General features: G+C 53.7%; 13 protein-coding genes and 1 tRNA gene. 2 read left to right on the forward strand and 12 right to left on the reverse strand.

What is annotated here, in order from left to right:
* Window positions 1-44: 44 nt before the first annotated feature.
* A complete protein-coding gene (locus ACN9MQ_RS19845) occupies window positions 45-1,052 on the forward strand; it encodes a luciferase-like monooxygenase (protein ID WP_150343667.1) in 1,008 nt (335 codons plus the stop codon).
* 45 nt (window positions 1,053-1,097) lie between these two features.
* Here ACN9MQ_RS19845 and mtr read toward each other — a convergent pair whose 3' ends face one another.
* The 12 genes from mtr to ACN9MQ_RS19905 all read right to left on the reverse strand — a co-directional run bounded on the left by mtr (window position 1,098) and on the right by ACN9MQ_RS19905 (window position 14,791).
* A complete protein-coding gene (gene mtr / locus ACN9MQ_RS19850) occupies window positions 1,098-2,342 on the reverse strand; it encodes a tryptophan permease (protein WP_426021135.1) in 1,245 nt (414 codons plus the stop codon).
* Between the two features lie 142 nt (window positions 2,343-2,484).
* The gene (locus tag ACN9MQ_RS19855) at window positions 2,485-4,389 is read right to left on the reverse strand and encodes a DEAD/DEAH family ATP-dependent RNA helicase (protein ID WP_426021134.1); all 1,905 of its coding nucleotides are present in this window, start codon (window positions 4,387-4,389) and stop codon (window positions 2,485-2,487) included.
* Window positions 4,382-4,462: a protein YrbN gene (gene yrbN / locus ACN9MQ_RS19860; protein WP_100122156.1), complete on the reverse strand. Its 81-nt coding sequence runs from the start codon at window positions 4,460-4,462 to the stop codon at window positions 4,382-4,384. Before yrbN ends, ACN9MQ_RS19855 begins: the two co-directional genes overlap by 8 nt.
* A gap of 107 nt (window positions 4,463-4,569) precedes the next feature.
* Window positions 4,570-5,454, reverse strand: a complete 885-nt coding sequence (gene nlpI / locus ACN9MQ_RS19865) for a lipoprotein NlpI (RefSeq protein ID WP_013098912.1) — start codon at window positions 5,452-5,454, stop codon at window positions 4,570-4,572.
* A 108-nt stretch (window positions 5,455-5,562) separates the two neighbouring features.
* Window positions 5,563-7,701: a polyribonucleotide nucleotidyltransferase gene (gene pnp / locus ACN9MQ_RS19870; protein WP_014171780.1), complete on the reverse strand. Its 2,139-nt coding sequence runs from the start codon at window positions 7,699-7,701 to the stop codon at window positions 5,563-5,565.
* A 242-nt stretch (window positions 7,702-7,943) separates the two neighbouring features.
* Complete coding sequence (rpsO, locus tag ACN9MQ_RS19875) at window positions 7,944-8,213, reverse strand: 30S ribosomal protein S15 (RefSeq protein WP_013098914.1); 270 nt, start codon at window positions 8,211-8,213, stop codon at window positions 7,944-7,946.
* A 155-nt stretch (window positions 8,214-8,368) separates the two neighbouring features.
* On the reverse strand, window positions 8,369-9,319 hold the full coding sequence (gene truB, locus ACN9MQ_RS19880; RefSeq protein ID WP_410386923.1) for a tRNA pseudouridine(55) synthase TruB: 951 nt from the start codon (window positions 9,317-9,319) through the stop codon (window positions 8,369-8,371).
* The gene (gene rbfA, locus ACN9MQ_RS19885; protein WP_014171783.1) at window positions 9,319-9,723 is read right to left on the reverse strand and encodes a 30S ribosome-binding factor RbfA; all 405 of its coding nucleotides are present in this window, start codon (window positions 9,721-9,723) and stop codon (window positions 9,319-9,321) included. The genes truB and rbfA overlap by 1 nt, the downstream gene beginning before the upstream one ends.
* Window positions 9,724-9,811: 88 nt before the next feature.
* Window positions 9,812-12,499 (reverse strand): translation initiation factor IF-2, encoded by a 2,688-nt coding sequence (gene infB / locus ACN9MQ_RS19890; RefSeq protein WP_014171784.1) that lies wholly within the window; start codon window positions 12,497-12,499, stop codon window positions 9,812-9,814.
* 24 nt (window positions 12,500-12,523) lie between these two features.
* Window positions 12,524-14,026 (reverse strand): transcription termination factor NusA, encoded by a 1,503-nt coding sequence (gene nusA, locus ACN9MQ_RS19895; RefSeq protein WP_014171785.1) that lies wholly within the window; start codon window positions 14,024-14,026, stop codon window positions 12,524-12,526.
* A 28-nt stretch (window positions 14,027-14,054) separates the two neighbouring features.
* Complete coding sequence (gene rimP / locus ACN9MQ_RS19900) at window positions 14,055-14,507, reverse strand: ribosome maturation factor RimP (protein ID WP_014833432.1); 453 nt, start codon at window positions 14,505-14,507, stop codon at window positions 14,055-14,057.
* Between the two features lie 207 nt (window positions 14,508-14,714).
* Window positions 14,715-14,791: transfer RNA gene (locus tag ACN9MQ_RS19905), tRNA-Met, on the reverse strand.
* 287 nt (window positions 14,792-15,078) lie between these two features.
* On the opposite strand from ACN9MQ_RS19905, the gene argG reads away from it, so the two are divergent.
* Entirely contained in the window at window positions 15,079-16,425 is a 1,347-nt protein-coding gene (gene argG / locus ACN9MQ_RS19910; RefSeq protein ID WP_047743771.1) for an argininosuccinate synthase, read from the forward strand.
* The last annotated feature ends 8 nt before the right edge of the window (window positions 16,426-16,433 follow it).

Below are 16,433 nucleotides of genomic sequence, written 5' to 3' on the forward strand. Positions count from 1 at the left end.
TTAATGCACTATTAAAAGATTCACCGTCGACAAAGTGAGCTGTTATGACTGATCAAACCATTCCGTTTTCGGTGCTGGATCTGGCGCCGATCCCTCAAGGCTCCTCAGCACGAGAAGCCTTTACCCACTCTCTCGATCTCGCTCGCCTGGCAGAAAAACGCGGTTATCACCGTTACTGGCTGGCTGAGCACCACAATATGGTTGGTATCGCCAGTGCGGCGACCTCCGTGCTGATTGGTTACCTGGCGGCGAACACCACCACGCTGCACCTTGGCTCCGGTGGCGTGATGCTGCCGAACCACGCCCCGCTGGTGATTGCCGAGCAGTTTGGTACGCTGAATACCCTCTATCCTGGCCGTATCGACCTGGGTCTTGGCCGTGCACCGGGCAGCGACCAGCCGACCATGCGCGCCCTGCGTCGCCATATGAGCGGCGACATCGATAACTTCCCGCGCGATGTGGCTGAACTGGTGGACTGGTTTGACGCGCGTGACCCTAACCCGCACGTGCGCCCGGTGCCAGGCTACGGTGAGAAGATCCCAGTGTGGCTGCTGGGCTCAAGCCTGTACAGCGCGCAGCTTGCCGCTCAGCTGGGGCTGCCGTTCGCCTTTGCCTCACACTTCGCGCCAGATATGCTCCACCAGGCGCTTCACCTCTATCGCACAAACTTCAAACCTTCAGAGCGTCTGGAAAAACCGTATGCGATGGTGTGCATCAACATCGTTGCCGCCGACAGCAATCGCGATGCGGAATTCCTGTTCACCTCCATGCAACAGGCTTTTGTGAAGCTGCGTCGCGGTGAGACCGGCCAGCTACCGCCGCCGGTGGAGAATATGCATCAGCTGTGGTCGGCATCCGAACAGTATGGCGTTCAGCAGGCGCTGAGCATGTCGCTGGTGGGGGATAAGGCAAAAGTGCGTCACGGGCTGGAGGCGGTGCTGCGTGAGACACAGGCGGATGAAATTATGGTTAACGGCCAGATTTTCGATCATCAGGCACGCTTGCATTCGTTTGACCTGGCGATGCAGGTGAAAGAGGAAGTGTCAGGTTAGCGCGGTTTGTTCCCCTCTCCCGTCGGGAGAGGGTGACAGGTGGTGTTACTGATACACCGGAAGCAGGTTAAAACTCGACAGGACATGCACCAGCGCGTTGCCAATACCGAACACCAGAATCAGCGCAATCATCGGCTTTCCGCCCCAGACGCGGAATTTCGGGCTACCGAAGCGTTTACGTGATTTGCGTGCCAGCAGCGCAGGCACAATCGCCGCCCAGATGGTCGCCGCCAGCCCGGCATAGCCGATGGCATAGAGGAAACCATTCGGCCACAGCAGACCGCCAACAATCGGTGGCAGGAAAGTCAGCAGCGCGGTTTTAAAGCGCCCCATGGCAGAATCATCAAAACCAAACAGATCGGCCAGGTAGTCAAACAGGCCCAGCGTCACGCCGAGGAAAGAGCTCGCAACGGCAAAGTTAGAGAATACCACCAGCAACAGATCCAGACTGCGGCTGTTCAGTACGCCGCTTAGCGCCTGTACCAGTACATCAATGTTACCGCCCTTCTGCGCAATGCCGATAAATTCAGGACGCGGGATATTGCCCATCGTCCCCAGCAGCCAAATCACGTACAGCGCCAGCGCCAGCAGCGTGCCGTAGATCAGGCACTTCACAATCGTGCGTGGATCTTTACCGTAATACTTCATCAGGCTCGGCACATTACCGTGGTAACCAAATGATGCCAGACAGAACGGCAGGGTCATCAGCAGGTACGGCGTGTAAGCGGTATTCGCCTCCGCCACGTTGAACAGCGTGGCCGGCGTAACGTGCCCAAGCAGGCTGCCGAAGGTCAGGAAGAAGGTGATCACCTTCGCGCCCAGCACAATCGCCGTCATGCGGCTCACCGCTTTGGTACTCATCCAGACGATAAACGCGACGCCCAGCGCGAAGCACAAGCCCGCCACTCTTGCCGGCACGTTCAGCGACAACTCCGAGAATGTGTGATGCAGAATGGAGCCGCTCGCTGAGATGTACGCGTAAGTCAGGATGTAGAGCACAAAGGCAATGGAGAGGCCATTAACCAGGTTCCAGCCTTTGCCTAACAGGTCTTTAGTGATGGTGTCGAAGCTGGAGCCAATGCGGTAGTTCAGGTTGGCTTCGAGGATCATCAGCCCGGAATGAAGCATACAGAACCAGGTAAACACCAGTGCCGCCAGCGACCAGAAGAACCACGCACCGGACATAACCACAGGCAGGGAGAACATCCCGGCACCAATGATGGTTCCGCCGATGATCACCACGCCGCCAAGCAGCGAAGGTGATGTTTGGGTGGTGGTAAGTGTCGCCATACAGCCTTTTCTCCAGTCAATAATGCGGTTATGCATGTTAATGTGCAGCACTGTACCAGTACAAGAGTACAAAAGGAATAAAAAAAGCCCCGACAGTGTTTATCGGGGCTGTATAGATTACTTTACGTCAGAAACGAAAGACTTACGCGTCACCGAAACGACGACGAGCGGTACCTTCTTCACGACGTGGGCCACGGCTTTCGCGACGCTCGCCAGAGAAACGACGACCTTCGCCTGCGCCAGCGCGGTTGCCTTCGCTACGACCGCCTTCACGACGTTCGCCACCGAAACCACGACCACCGCCACGACGTTCGCCACCACGGTCAGTACGTGGCTGGGCATCGCCCATCAGCTGCATGTTCATCGGCTTGTTCAGGATGCGGGTGCGAGTAAAGTGCTGCAGTACTTCGCCCGGCATGCCTTTTGGCAGCTCGATAGTAGAGTGAGATGCGAACAGCTTGATGTTACCGATGTAACGGCTGCTGATGTCGCCTTCGTTAGCGATCGCGCCAACGATATGACGAACTTCAACACCATCATCACGGCCCACTTCAATGCGGTACAGTTCCATTTCGCCAGCGTCACGACGCTCACGACGTGGACGCTCTTCGCCACTGCGCTCTGGACGGTCAGCACGTGGACCACGATCGTTACGGTCGCCACGACGTTCGAAACGCTCGTCACGATCACGGAACTCACGCTTAGGACGCATCGGTGCATCTGGTGGCACGATCAGGGTACGTTCGCCCTGTGCCATTTTCAGCAGTGCTGCGGCCAGCGTTTCCATATCCAGCTCTTCGCCTTCAGCGGTAGGCTGAATCTGTGCCAGCAGCGCACGATACTGGTCCAGGTCGCTGCTTTCCAGCTGCTGCTGGACTTTCGCGGCGAATTTTTCCAGACGGCGTTTGCCCAGCAGTTCTGCATTTGGCAGATCCGCTTCTGGAATGGTCAGCTTCATGGTGCGTTCAATGTTACGCAGCAGACGACGCTCGCGGTTCTCAACAAACAGCAGAGCACGACCTGCACGACCCGCACGACCGGTACGACCGATACGGTGAACGTAGGACTCGGAGTCCATTGGAATATCGTAGTTCACAACCAGGCTGATACGCTCAACGTCCAGACCACGTGCTGCCACGTCGGTTGCAATCAGGATATCCAGACGACCGTCTTTCAGGCGCTCCAGCGTCTGCTCACGCAGAGCCTGGTTCATGTCACCGTTCAGCGCTGCGCTGTTGTAGCCGCTACGCTCCAGCGCTTCAGCCACTTCCAGGGTCGCGTTTTTGGTACGAACGAAGATAATCGCCGCATCAAAATCTTCCGCTTCCAGGAAACGAACCAGCGCTTCGTTTTTACGCATACCGTATACAGACCAGTAGCTCTGGCTGATGTCCGGGCGAGTGGTCACGCTGGACTGAATGCGCACTTCCTGCGGCTCTTTCATGAAGCGGCGGGTAATGCGACGAATCGCTTCTGGCATGGTTGCAGAGAACAGAGCGGTCTGATGACCTTCCGGGATCTGCGCCATAATCGTTTCTACGTCTTCGATGAAGCCCATACGCAGCATTTCATCTGCTTCATCCAGTACCAGACCGCTCAGTTTAGAGAGGTCAAGAGTACCGCGCTTCAGGTGATCCAGCAGACGGCCCGGCGTACCGACAACAATCTGTGGACCCTGGCGCAGGGCACGTAACTGCACGTCATAACGCTGGCCACCGTAAAGGGCCACCACGTTTACGCCGCGCATATGTTTAGAGAAATCAGTCATAGCTTCTGCAACCTGAACAGCCAGTTCACGGGTTGGAGCCAGGACGAGGATCTGCGGTGCGCGCAGTTCCGGATCGATGTTGTGCAGCAGCGGCAGCGAGAACGCTGCGGTTTTGCCGCTACCAGTCTGGGCCATGCCCAGCACGTCACGACCAGACAACAGATGTGGGATACATTCTGCCTGGATCGGAGATGGTTTTTCGTAACCCAGATCGGTAAGGGCTTCAAGGATAGGAGCCTTCAGGCCCAGATCTGCAAAAGTGGTTTCGAATTCAGCCATGTAGTACGAGTGCCTCAATGTCAATGGCGGCCAGTCTACTTAGCTCATCGTGAAAATGATTAGCAATTTTCATTGAAAAGTGTGAACCGGCTCAAAGTAGATGTATTGACGAACAACAACGCCCTCACCAGTTAAGGTGATGGCAATCAAAAGATTACGGGCTGATGTTTATGTCGTCAGCTATTGCTGGTCCGATTCTGCCAGGTCGTCTTGCTCCTGGCCCAAGAGCGATAATTCCAACAATGCATAACGGTGCTCAACGAAGTTGTGTACGTTGTTAGCAACCGCTAATTTGAACAGTGCCGTAGCGCTGTCCTTATCCCCCAGACTTAGGTAGTACTTACCTAAATAGAAGTTGGTTTCACTGAGATGCTCAGCGAGCGAGGTGTTATCCGTTGCGTCCGCCTTGAGGCGTTCCATCAGCGTTGCTTCGCTAATGTTGCCCAGGTAGAACTCGACAATGTTCCATCCCCACTGTTCCTTGTCCGATTTATCGAAGCGCTGTTTCAGTGCTTCTTTTGCCTGCTTCTCATCGAGCTTCTGCTCAACGATGTATAACCACAGACTGCGGAAAGGATCATTAGGATCGTCTTGATAAAACGCCAGCAGATCATCTTGCGCTAACTTATCACGACCGCCGTAATACAGGGCGATACCGCGATTCAAGTGCGCGTAGTTGTAAGTTGGATCAAGCTCAAGTACAGAATCAAACGCTTCATAGGCAGCATCAAAATTGCCTGCCTGCGTTAAATAAATGCCTAAGTAATTGAATACTTCAGGCATATCAGGTCGGATTGCCAGCGCTTGTGAGAAATCATTCCGCGCTAATGCCCTCAGACCGAGACTATCATACAACACTCCGCGCTCATATAAAAGCTGTGCGCGTTCGTCATCGGTTAAAGCCCGACTGGCAAGAATTTGTTCCATGCGTGCCAGAATCACTTCCTGCTGCAAAGTCGGTTGCAATGGCACTGCGAGGACTTCGCTCTTACGCCAGGCAGAGTTGCTGCATCCTGCCAGCGTTAAAGCTGTCGCAACGAAACACCAGCGCAAAAAAGGCTTCATTTCCCACTCCCGAAGACAACTATTGGATGAACGTCCTGTCCCCCGGCGGCTTAACAAGGCGTCCTGCCTGATAATAGGCCCTCCGCCAAAGCGGAGGGCAAATGCAACTTACTCGCCTTGCTGTTCTGCTGCCGATGCTTCTGGCGCAGCAGCCGGCTGAGACTGCTCGGTTGCTTCTTTAATGCTCAGACGGATACGGCCCTGGCGGTCAACTTCCAGAACTTTAACCGGGACTTCCTGACCCATCTGCAGGTAATCGGTCACTTTCTCAACGCGCTTGTCAGCGATTTGAGAGATGTGAACCAGACCTTCTTTACCGCCACCGATGGCAACGAACGCGCCAAAGTCAACGATACGGGTCACTTTACCATTGTAGATACGGCCCACTTCGATTTCTGCAGTAATTTCTTCGATGCGACGAATAGCGAATTTCGCTTTCTCGCCGTCGGTCGCTGCAATTTTCACCGTACCGTCATCTTCGATTTCGATAGTGGTGCCAGTCTCTTCGGTCAGAGCACGGATAACGGAACCGCCCTTACCGATAACATCTTTGATCTTGTCTGGATTGATCTTGATGGTGTGGATACGCGGAGCGAACTGAGAAATGTCACCGCGTGGTGCGTTGATCGCCTGTTCCATCACGCCCAGGATGTGCAGACGAGCACCTTTAGCCTGGTTCAGCGCAACCTGCATGATCTCTTTGGTGATACCTTCAATTTTGATATCCATCTGCAGCGCAGAGATACCGTCGCGGGAACCCGCAACTTTGAAGTCCATATCGCCCAGGTGGTCTTCGTCGCCCAGAATGTCAGACAGAACAACAAAGTTCTCGCCCTCTTTCACCAGGCCCATTGCGATACCCGCAACGGCGGCTTTGATTGGCACGCCTGCATCCATCAGCGCCAGAGATGCGCCACACACGGAAGCCATGGAAGAAGAACCGTTAGATTCGGTGATTTCAGAAACCACACGAACGGTGTACGGGAATTTGTCAGCATCCGGCATCACTGCCAGCACACCACGCTTTGCCAGACGACCGTGACCAATTTCACGACGCTTAGGCGAACCCACCATACCGGTTTCACCTACGGAGTATGGAGGGAAGTTGTAGTGGAACAGGAAGCTGTCAGTACGCTCGCCCATCAGTTCGTCGATGTTCTGCGCGTCACGTGCTGTACCCAGGGTCGCGGTAACCAGCGCCTGCGTTTCGCCACGGGTGAACAGTGCAGAACCGTGAGTACGTGGCAGAACGCCAGTACGCACGTCCAGACCACGGATCATGTCTTTTTCGCGGCCATCGATACGCGGCTCACCCGCCAGGACGCGGCTACGAACCACGTTTTTCTCGATAGCATGCAGAATTTCGCTCAGCTCGTTAGCATCCAGCGTTTCGTCTTCAGCAATCAGCGTTGCGATAGTTTCGTCTTTGATCACGTCAACCTGAGCATAACGCTCCTGTTTGTCGGTGATGCGATAAGCATCGCTCAGACGAGATTCAGCCAGCGCAGCAACGCGTGCATTCAGCGCGTCGTTGACGGCTTCAGGCTGCCAGTCCCAACGTGGTTTGCCCGCTTCTTTAACCAGATCGTTGATGTTCTGAATAACGATCTGCTGCTGATCGTGGCCAAAGACCACCGCGCCCAGCATCTGGTCTTCGCTCAGCAGTTCCGCTTCGGATTCAACCATCAGCACAGCCGCTTCAGTACCAGCAACAACCAGGTCCAGCTTACTTTCTTTCAGTTCTTCCTGCGTTGGGTTCAGCACGTACTGGTCGTTGATGTAACCAACGCGTGCAGCACCGATTGGGCCATTGAATGGAATACCAGACAGTGACAGGGCTGCAGAAGCACCGATCATCGCAACGATATCCGGGTTAACCTGTGGGTTAACGGAAACAACGGTCGCGATAACCTGCACTTCGTTCACGAAGCCTTCCGGGAACAGCGGACGAACCGGGCGGTCAATCAGACGCGCAATCAGGGTTTCGCCTTCGCTTGGACGGCCTTCACGACGGAAGAAGCCACCCGGAATTTTACCGGCAGCGTAGGTACGCTCCTGGTAGTTAACGGTCAGTGGGAAGAAGTCCTGACCTGGTTTTGCTTTTTTCTGGCCAACTACGGTTACGAATACCGCAGTGTCATCCATGCTTACCATAACGGCAGCAGTAGCCTGACGTGCCATCATGCCGGTTTCCAGCGTGACGGTGTGTTGACCATACTGGAATTTACGAACGATCGGATTCAGCAAAGTTCTGTCCTTTCTTAAATGTATGACAGCACACCACCGGTGTGCTGACGATTTAACCCGACCTTCTTCGCATCCTCGCGACTAATGACAACCAACACCCCCATGGGTGAAGCCTCTCATTAGCCGCGCGAACCTCTGCAATGAAGATCATTTATAGCAACAATACAATAGTTTCCAGTGAATTGCTGCCGTCTGGTTGAAAAAAGGGGCCATCAGGCCCCCTTTTCTGAAACTCGCAAGACTTAGCGACGCAGACCCAGACGCTCGATCAGCGCGGAGTAACGTGCAACATCTTTACGTTTCAGGTAGTCGAGCAGTTTACGACGCTGAGAAACCATACGCAGCAGACCACGACGGCTGTGGTGATCTTTTTTGTGCTCTGCAAAGTGACCCTGCAGGTGGTTAATCTGTGCAGTCAGCAGTGCAACCTGAACTTCGGTAGAACCGCTGTCGTTAGTACCACGACCAAACTCAGAAACGATTTTAGCTTTAGCTTCAACGCTTAGAGACATTTTCAAACTCCACAATATAAAGAATGTAAGGATGCCGATCTCTAATTCAGCAATCCCAGTATACGTCCCGCAATATGTTAAACAATTTGCCGAACGTTAAGCCGCGATATTCTACTCGTCTCCCCTGCTTATCGCAAGGCGAGCCGTTATCGCTATCAGGCTTCAACCGGATACTCAACGACCAGGCGACGCGGCGCGACGCGGCCTTCGCCATCCATTTCACCCATGCCGATAAACTTACCTTCATCCCCCTCGGTCACGCGTACCAGACCTTCAGAAGGAGCACTGGTGGTACGAACCGGGTTTCCGTTCTTAAAGTAAACGGAGGATGTTAAAGGAAGATTAACAACCGGGAAATCGGCCGCCGGGCTGTCCATTGGCATCAGCAGCGGATCGAGCAAATCGGCCGGCGCAATCTCCTGCGCTTCCGCCTGCTCAACCAAATCGCGCAGATGTTCAAGGGTCACCATTCGCTCAACCGGGTACGTGCTGACAGCCAGGCGACGCAGGTAAATCACGTGCGCACCGCAACCCAGCTTTTCACCCAGGTCGTCAATGATGGTACGAATATAGGTGCCTTTCGAACAGTGAACTTCCAGCTCCAGCTCATCGCCTTCGTGACGAATAAAGAGCAGTTCGTACACGGTAATCGGACGGGGTTCGCGAGGAACGTCAATGCCCTGGCGTGCATATTCGTACAGTTTTTTACCCTGGTACTTCAGCGCCGAATACATTGACGGTACCTGCAGCGTGTCGCCACGGAAACTTTCCAGCGCGGCATCAAGTTGCTCCGCGCTGAAGGTCACCGGACGCTCTTCTACCACCTGACCATCGGCATCGGAGGTGTCCGTGCGCTGGCCTAATCGGGCAATGACCCGATAGCGCTTATCGGAGTCCAGCAGGTACTGGGAAAACTTTGTCGCTTCCCCCAGGCAGATCGGCAGCATGCCGGTCGCCAGCGGATCGAGCGCGCCCGTGTGGCCCGCACGGTTGGCGTTAAAAATACGCTTAACTTTTTGCAGCACGTCGTTGCTGGAAGCGCCCTGGGGTTTATCCAGCAGCAGCACACCATGCACGTCGCGACCGCGACGACGAGGACGACTCATTAGTCCTCCTTGCTGTCGTCCGTTGGGTTAACACGACGTTCGTCGTCATGTTTCACCACGCTGGTCACCAGGTTAGACATGCGCATACCTTCGACCAGAGAGTTGTCGTAGAAGAAGGTCAGCTCAGGCACGATACGCAGACGCATCGCTTTGCCGAGCAGGGAGCGGATGTAACCAGAGGCTTCCTGCAGCGCTTTAATGCCGTTTTTAACCGCGGCTTCGTCCTGATCGTTCAGGAAGGTCACGAACACTTTGGCATACGCCAGGTCGCGGGACATTTCCACGCCGGACACGGTGGTCATCACACCCACGCGTGGATCTTTAATTTCACGTTGCAGGATGAGGGCGATCTCTTTCTGCATTTCTTGCGCTACGCGCTGCGGGCGACCAAATTCTTTCGCCATAATAAATTCTCCAGACAAAAAAGGGGCAAAAAGCCCCTTTTAAAATTATTACCGGGTGGCGCTTTGCTTACCCGGCCTGCATCGATGATTAAGCAATCGTACGCTGAATTTCGATGATCTCGAACACTTCGATCATGTCGCCAACGCGAACGTCGTTGTAGTTCTTCACGCCGATACCACATTCCATGCCGTTACGGACTTCGTTAACGTCATCTTTGAAGCGGCGCAGGGATTCCAGCTCGCCTTCGTAGATAACCACGTTGTCACGCAGTACGCGGATCGGGTTGTGACGTTTGATGATACCTTCGGTAACCATACAGCCCGCGATGGCACCAAATTTCGGTGATTTGAACACGTCACGCACTTCAGCCAGACCGATGATCTGCTGTTTCAGCTCTGGAGACAGCATGCCGCTCATCGCTGCTTTCACTTCGTCGATCAGGTTATAGATGACGGAGTAGTAACGCAGATCCAGGCTTTCAGCATCAATCACTTTACGTGCAGACGCGTCAGCACGTACGTTGAAGCCGACCAGGATTGCATTGGATGCAGCAGCCAGGGTGGCGTCGGTTTCGGTGATACCCCCTACGCCAGAACCGATGATCTTCACTTTAACTTCGTCAGTAGACAGTTTCAGCAAGGAGTCGGAGATCGCTTCCACAGAACCCTGAACGTCGGCTTTCAGAACGATGTTCACTTCGTGAACTTCGCCTTCGGTCATGTTCGCAAACATGTTCTCGAGTTTAGATTTCTGCTGACGAGCCAGTTTAACTTCACGGAATTTGCCCTGACGATACAGTGCAACTTCACGCGCTTTCTTCTCGTCACGTACGACGGTCACTTCATCGCCCGCAGCCGGCACACCGGACAGGCCCAGGATTTCCACTGGAATGGACGGACCTGCTTCCAGAACTTCCTGACCCAGTTCGTTACGCATCGCACGAACACGACCGTATTCGAAACCACACAGAACGATATCGCCTTTATGCAGCGTACCTTCACGAACCAGAACGGTTGCAACCGGACCACGACCTTTATCCAGGAAGGATTCGATAACCGCGCCGCTCGCCATACCTTTACGAACCGCTTTCAGCTCCAGAACTTCAGCCTGCAGCAGGATAGCGTTCAGCAGGTCGTCGATACCGGTACCGGCTTTCGCAGATACTGGGATGAACTGCGCTTCACCGCCCCACTCTTCCGGCATAACACCGTACTGGGAGAGTTCGTTTTTAACGCGATCCATGTCAGCTTCTGGCTTATCGATCTTGTTCACTGCAACCACCAGAGGCACCTGTGCCGCTTTCGCGTGCTGGATAGCTTCAATGGTCTGTGGCATCACGCCGTCGTCTGCAGCAACAACCAGTACAACGATATCCGTTGCCTGAGCACCACGAGCACGCATAGAGGTAAACGCTGCGTGGCCCGGGGTATCCAGGAAGGTGATCATGCCGTTGTCGGTTTCTACGTGGTACGCACCGATGTGCTGGGTAATACCACCCGCTTCACCGGAGGCCACTTTCGTCGAACGAATGTAGTCGAGCAGAGAGGTTTTACCGTGGTCAACGTGACCCATGATGGTCACTACAGGCGCGCGCGGTTCTGCCGCTGCGCCGGTGTCACGGTCGCTCATTACTGCTTCTTCCAGCTCGTTTTCACGACGCAGGATAACTTTGTGGCCCATCTCTTCGGCTACCAGTTGCGCAGTTTCCTGGTCGATAACCTGGTTGATGGTGGCCATTGCGCCCAGTTTCATCATCGCTTTGATGACCTGAGAGCCTTTAACCGCCATTTTGTTGGCCAGATCGCCAACGGTGATGGTTTCACCAATCACTACGTCACGGTTAACAGCCTGAGCTGGCTTCTGGAAGCCCTGCTGCAGTGCGGAACCTTTACGCTTGCCGCCTTTACCACCGCGGATCGCTGCACGTGCTTCTTCACGGTCAGCTTTAGATTCAGCGTGCTTGTTGCCTTTTTTGGCTGGGCGAGCAGCTTTGGTGCTGCGAGTACGGCCACGACCACCTTCAACTTCACGGTCGTTATCGTCTTCTGCCTGGCGCGCATGCTGAGAAGTGGTGACGTGATAATCGCTGGTGTCTTCAGACGCTTCAGCAGGGTTCACACCGTTCTTCTCGTTTTCTTCAGCCATACGGCGCGCTTCTTCAGCTACACGGCGAGCTTCTTCTTCAAGCTTGCGGCGGGCTTCTTCTTCCGCTTTACGCTTCAGCTCGGCAGCTTCATTTTCACGGCGGGCTTTTTCAGCCTGGGCGGTTTTTGTCATTTCGTCGGTCTGTTGATTGCTCACTTTGTCTTTTTCCGCAGCTTCACGCTTCACTTTATCACTTGCGTCGCGTTTCGCTTTTTCTGCGGCCTCACGTTCAGCTTTTAATTCTGCTTCACGCTTGGCAGTCGCTTCTGCCTCACGCTGAGCTTGTTCTTCCGCTTCACGCTGTGCCTGCTCTTCCGCAGCAAGGCGTTCTGCCTCTTGCGGATCACGTTTTACAAAGGTGCGTGTCTTGCGGACTTCAATTTGTACCGATTTGCTTTTACCACCGGTACCAGGGATATTCAACGTGCTACGCGTTTTGCGCTGCAGCGTCAGCTTGTCAGGCGTCGAACCGTGTTCACGGTTCAGGTGCGCTAACAAGGTTTGTTTTTCTTGCGCGTTCACCGAGTCATCAGCGGACTTCGGGATCCCTGCATCAGCAAATTGCTGTACCAGGCGGTCCACGGAGGTCTGAATCTCGGCAGCCAGCGATTTTACAGTTACATCAGTCATGCTGTTCCTTCCTGCTACAGTTTATTACGCTTCGTCGCCGAACCAGCAAATATTACGTGCGGCCATGATGAGTTCGCCGGCTTTCTCGTCGGTTAAACCTTCGATATCAGCCAGGTCATCAACGCCTTGCTCAGCGAGATCTTCCAGCGTACAAACACCACGGGCAGCCAGCTTGAACGCAATCGCACGATCAAGACCTTCCAGATTCAGCAGGTCATCAGCCGGCTTCTTATCGCCAAGGCTTTCTTCCTGAGCCAGTGCCAGGGTGGTCAGTGCGTTTTTAGCGCGTTCACGCAGGGCTTCAACGGTGGCTTCATCAAGACCGTCGATTTCCAGCAGCTCTTTCATTGGCACATAGGCCAGTTCTTCAAGGGTAGAGAAACCTTCTTCAACCAGAACAGTGGCGAAATCTTCGTCAATATCCAGGTATTTCGTGAAGGTATCGATCGCCGCATGGGCTTCAGCCTGATGCTTAGCCTGCAGGTCATCAACGGTCATCACGTTGAGTTCCCAGCCGCTCAGCTGTGACGCCAGGCGTACGTTCTGACCGTTACGGCCGATTGCCTGCGCCAGGTTGCCCGCTTCAACAGCGATATCCATGGTGTGTTTGTCTTCGTCAACAACGATAGACGCCACATCTGCCGGAGCCATTGCGTTAATCACGAATTGCGCCGGGTTGTCGTCCCACAGGACGATATCGATACGCTCGCCGCCCAGTTCGGTAGAAACCGCCTGAACACGCGCACCGCGCATACCTACGCAAGCACCGACCGGGTCGATACGCTTGTCGTTGGTTTTCACCGCGATTTTCGCGCGTGAACCCGGATCGCGGGCAGCCGCTTTAATCTCGATAACTTCTTCGCCGATTTCCGGTACTTCGATACGGAACAGTTCAATCAGCATCTCTGGCTTGGAACGGGTCACAAACAGCTGTGCACCACGCGCTTCAGGGCGTACGGCATACAGAACGCCACGAATACGGTCACCCGGGCGGAAGTTTTCACGCGGCAGCATGTCTTCACGCAGGATAACGGCTTCAGCGTTACCTGGCAGCCCTTCAGATTTGATTTCCAGAGAGATGTTGTCGCGGTTTACTTTCTTCACCACGCCGGTAATGATCTCACCTTCCTGATCGCGGAACTGATCGACAACCAGCGCACGCTCAGCTTCACGGACTTTCTGGACGATAACCTGTTTTGCGGTTTGCGTGGTGATACGGTCGAAGGTGACAGATTCAATCTGATCTTCAACATAGTCACCCACGTTCAGGCTTTCGTCTTCAAAACGCGCCGCTTCCAGGGTGATCTCTTTCGTCGGCTGGGTCACCTCTTCAACGATTACCCAACGACGGAATGTATCGAAGTCACCGCTTTTACGATCGATTTCTACGCGAACATCGATCTCTTGTTCGTATTTTTTCTTGGTTGCTGTAGCCAGTGCACTTTCCAGCGCTTCGAAAATCTTCTCACGCGGCAGTGATTTCTCGTTGGAGACGGCTTCAACAACAGCCAAAATTTCTTTGTTCATCGCGGGCTTTTCACCTCAATCCAGACTGTTAAAAGTGGGGAACCAGGTTCGCCTTCTGGATATTACTCAGCGCGAACACTTCATCTTTGCCTTCGACTGTAACCGTGATCATTTCACCATCAACGGCTTTGATAATTCCCTGCCATTTACGGCGGTTCTGTACGGCCATACGCAGAACGAGAGCCACTTCTTCACCGGTAAAGCGCACATAGTGCTCGGCCGTGAACATCGGGCGATCGAGGCCGGGTGAGGAAACTTCCAGGTTGTACGCAACGGTAATCGGGTCTTCAACATCAAGAACCGCACTCACCTGGTGGCTAACATCAGCACAATCATCAACATTGATGCCATCTTCACTATCAATATAGATGCGCAGCGTCGATGTACGGCCGCGAACGAATTCGATGCCGACCAGTTCGTAGCCCAGTGCTTCGACCGGTGCAGTAATCATCTCTGTTAATTTTTGCTCTAATGTGGACAAGCCCACCCCCAAGACATAAAAAAAGGGCGTAAAGCCCAGTTATTCTGTAGTCAGATAACAAAAAACCCCGATAAATCGGGGCTTTAGATAACTGAACCCTATAGCCGCAACTGCGGCCTGGAGCACTCTCCGAAAGAATTTTTTCAAATCCAGCTACGAAGGCTCTAAGTCTTCACAGTATATTTGAAAAAGAACTTTATGGGAAAGTGGTTGCGGGGGCCGGATTTGAACCGACGACCTTCGGGTTATGAGCCCGACGAGCTACCAGGCTGCTCCACCCCGCGCCTGAAACGTGGCAAATTCTACGCGTTTTGGAGAGAATTTGCAAATAATGCTGGGATTTGGTACCGAAGACGGGACGTAAAATCGGCGTTTAGTATATTGATAGTGAACCCCACCTGTCAAGCCAGTTTCCGCCAGGTCAAACAAAGGGAAAATTTTACAAAAAACGCACGAGTCTCTTCCGGTCATCGACAAAAGATGATTAAATGAATACTCACTTATTTTGCATAAACATGCATCGAGAGCGAAAGCGGTCTCTTAATCAGTCAATCAAGCAGGGTTTTATTTTATGACGACGATTCTCAAGCATCTTCCGGTAGGACAACGTATTGGCATCGCTTTTTCAGGCGGCCTGGATACCAGCGCTGCACTGCTGTGGATGCGCCAGAAGGGAGCGGTTCCGTATGCATATACTGCGAACCTGGGTCAGCCGGATGAGGACGATTATGATGCAATCCCTCGTCGCGCTAAAGAGTATGGCGCAGAGAACGCGCGCCTGATTGACTGCCGTAAGCAACTGGTCGCTGAAGGTATTGCTGCTATTCAGTGTGGTGCTTTCCATAATACCACCGGCGGCCTGACCTATTTCAATACCACCCCGCTGGGCCGTGCAGTGACCGGTACCATGCTGGTTGCCGCCATGAAAGAAGATGGCGTAAACATCTGGGGTGATGGCAGTACGTATAAAGGAAACGATATCGAACGTTTCTATCGTTATGGCCTGCTGACCAACGCCGAGCTGCAGATTTATAAACCGTGGCTCGATACCGACTTTATCGACGAGCTGGGCGGCCGTCATGAAATGTCCGAGTTTATGATCGCCTGTGGCTTCGACTATAAGATGTCCGTTGAGAAAGCCTACTCTACCGATTCCAATATGCTGGGTGCGACGCACGAAGCGAAGGACCTGGAATTCCTGAACTCCAGCGTGAAGATCGTTAACCCGATCATGGGTGTGAAGTTCTGGGACGAAAACGTCAAAATCCAGGCGGAAGAAGTTACCGTGCGTTTCGAGCGCGGCCATCCGGTTGCCCTGAACGGCAAGACCTTCTCTGACGATGTGGAACTGATGCTGGAAGCTAACCGTATCGGTGGCCGTCACGGTCTGGGCATGAGCGATCAAATTGAAAACCGTATTATCGAAGCAAAAAGCCGTGGCATCTATGAAGCCCCTGGGATGGCGCTGCTGCACATCGCTTATGAGCGTCTGCTGACCGGTATTCACAACGAAGACACCATCGAGCAGTATCACTCTCATGGTCGTCAGCTGGGTAAACTGCTGTACCAGGGCCGTTGGTTCGACCCACAGGCCCTAATGCTGCGTGATGCACTGCAACGTTGGGTGGCAAGCGCGATCACCGGTGAAGTGACGCTGGAGCTGCGTCGCGGGAATGACTACTCTATTCTGAACACCATGTCCGACAACCTGACTTATAAAGCAGAACGTCTGACCATGGAGAAAGGTGAATCCGTGTTCTCTCCGGACGATCGTATTGGCCAGCTGACCATGCGTAACCTGGACATCACCGATACCCGTGAGAAGCTGTTCAACTACGTTGAGAATGGCCTGCTCTCCGCAAGCGCCGGTAATGGCCTGCCGCAGGTTGAAAACCTGGAGCACAGCGTTAAGAAGTAAGGCTTACG

The sequence above is a fragment of the Enterobacter sp. R-25 genome (assembly GCF_049913205.1).
Classification (GTDB): domain Bacteria; phylum Pseudomonadota; class Gammaproteobacteria; order Enterobacterales; family Enterobacteriaceae; genus Enterobacter; species Enterobacter ludwigii.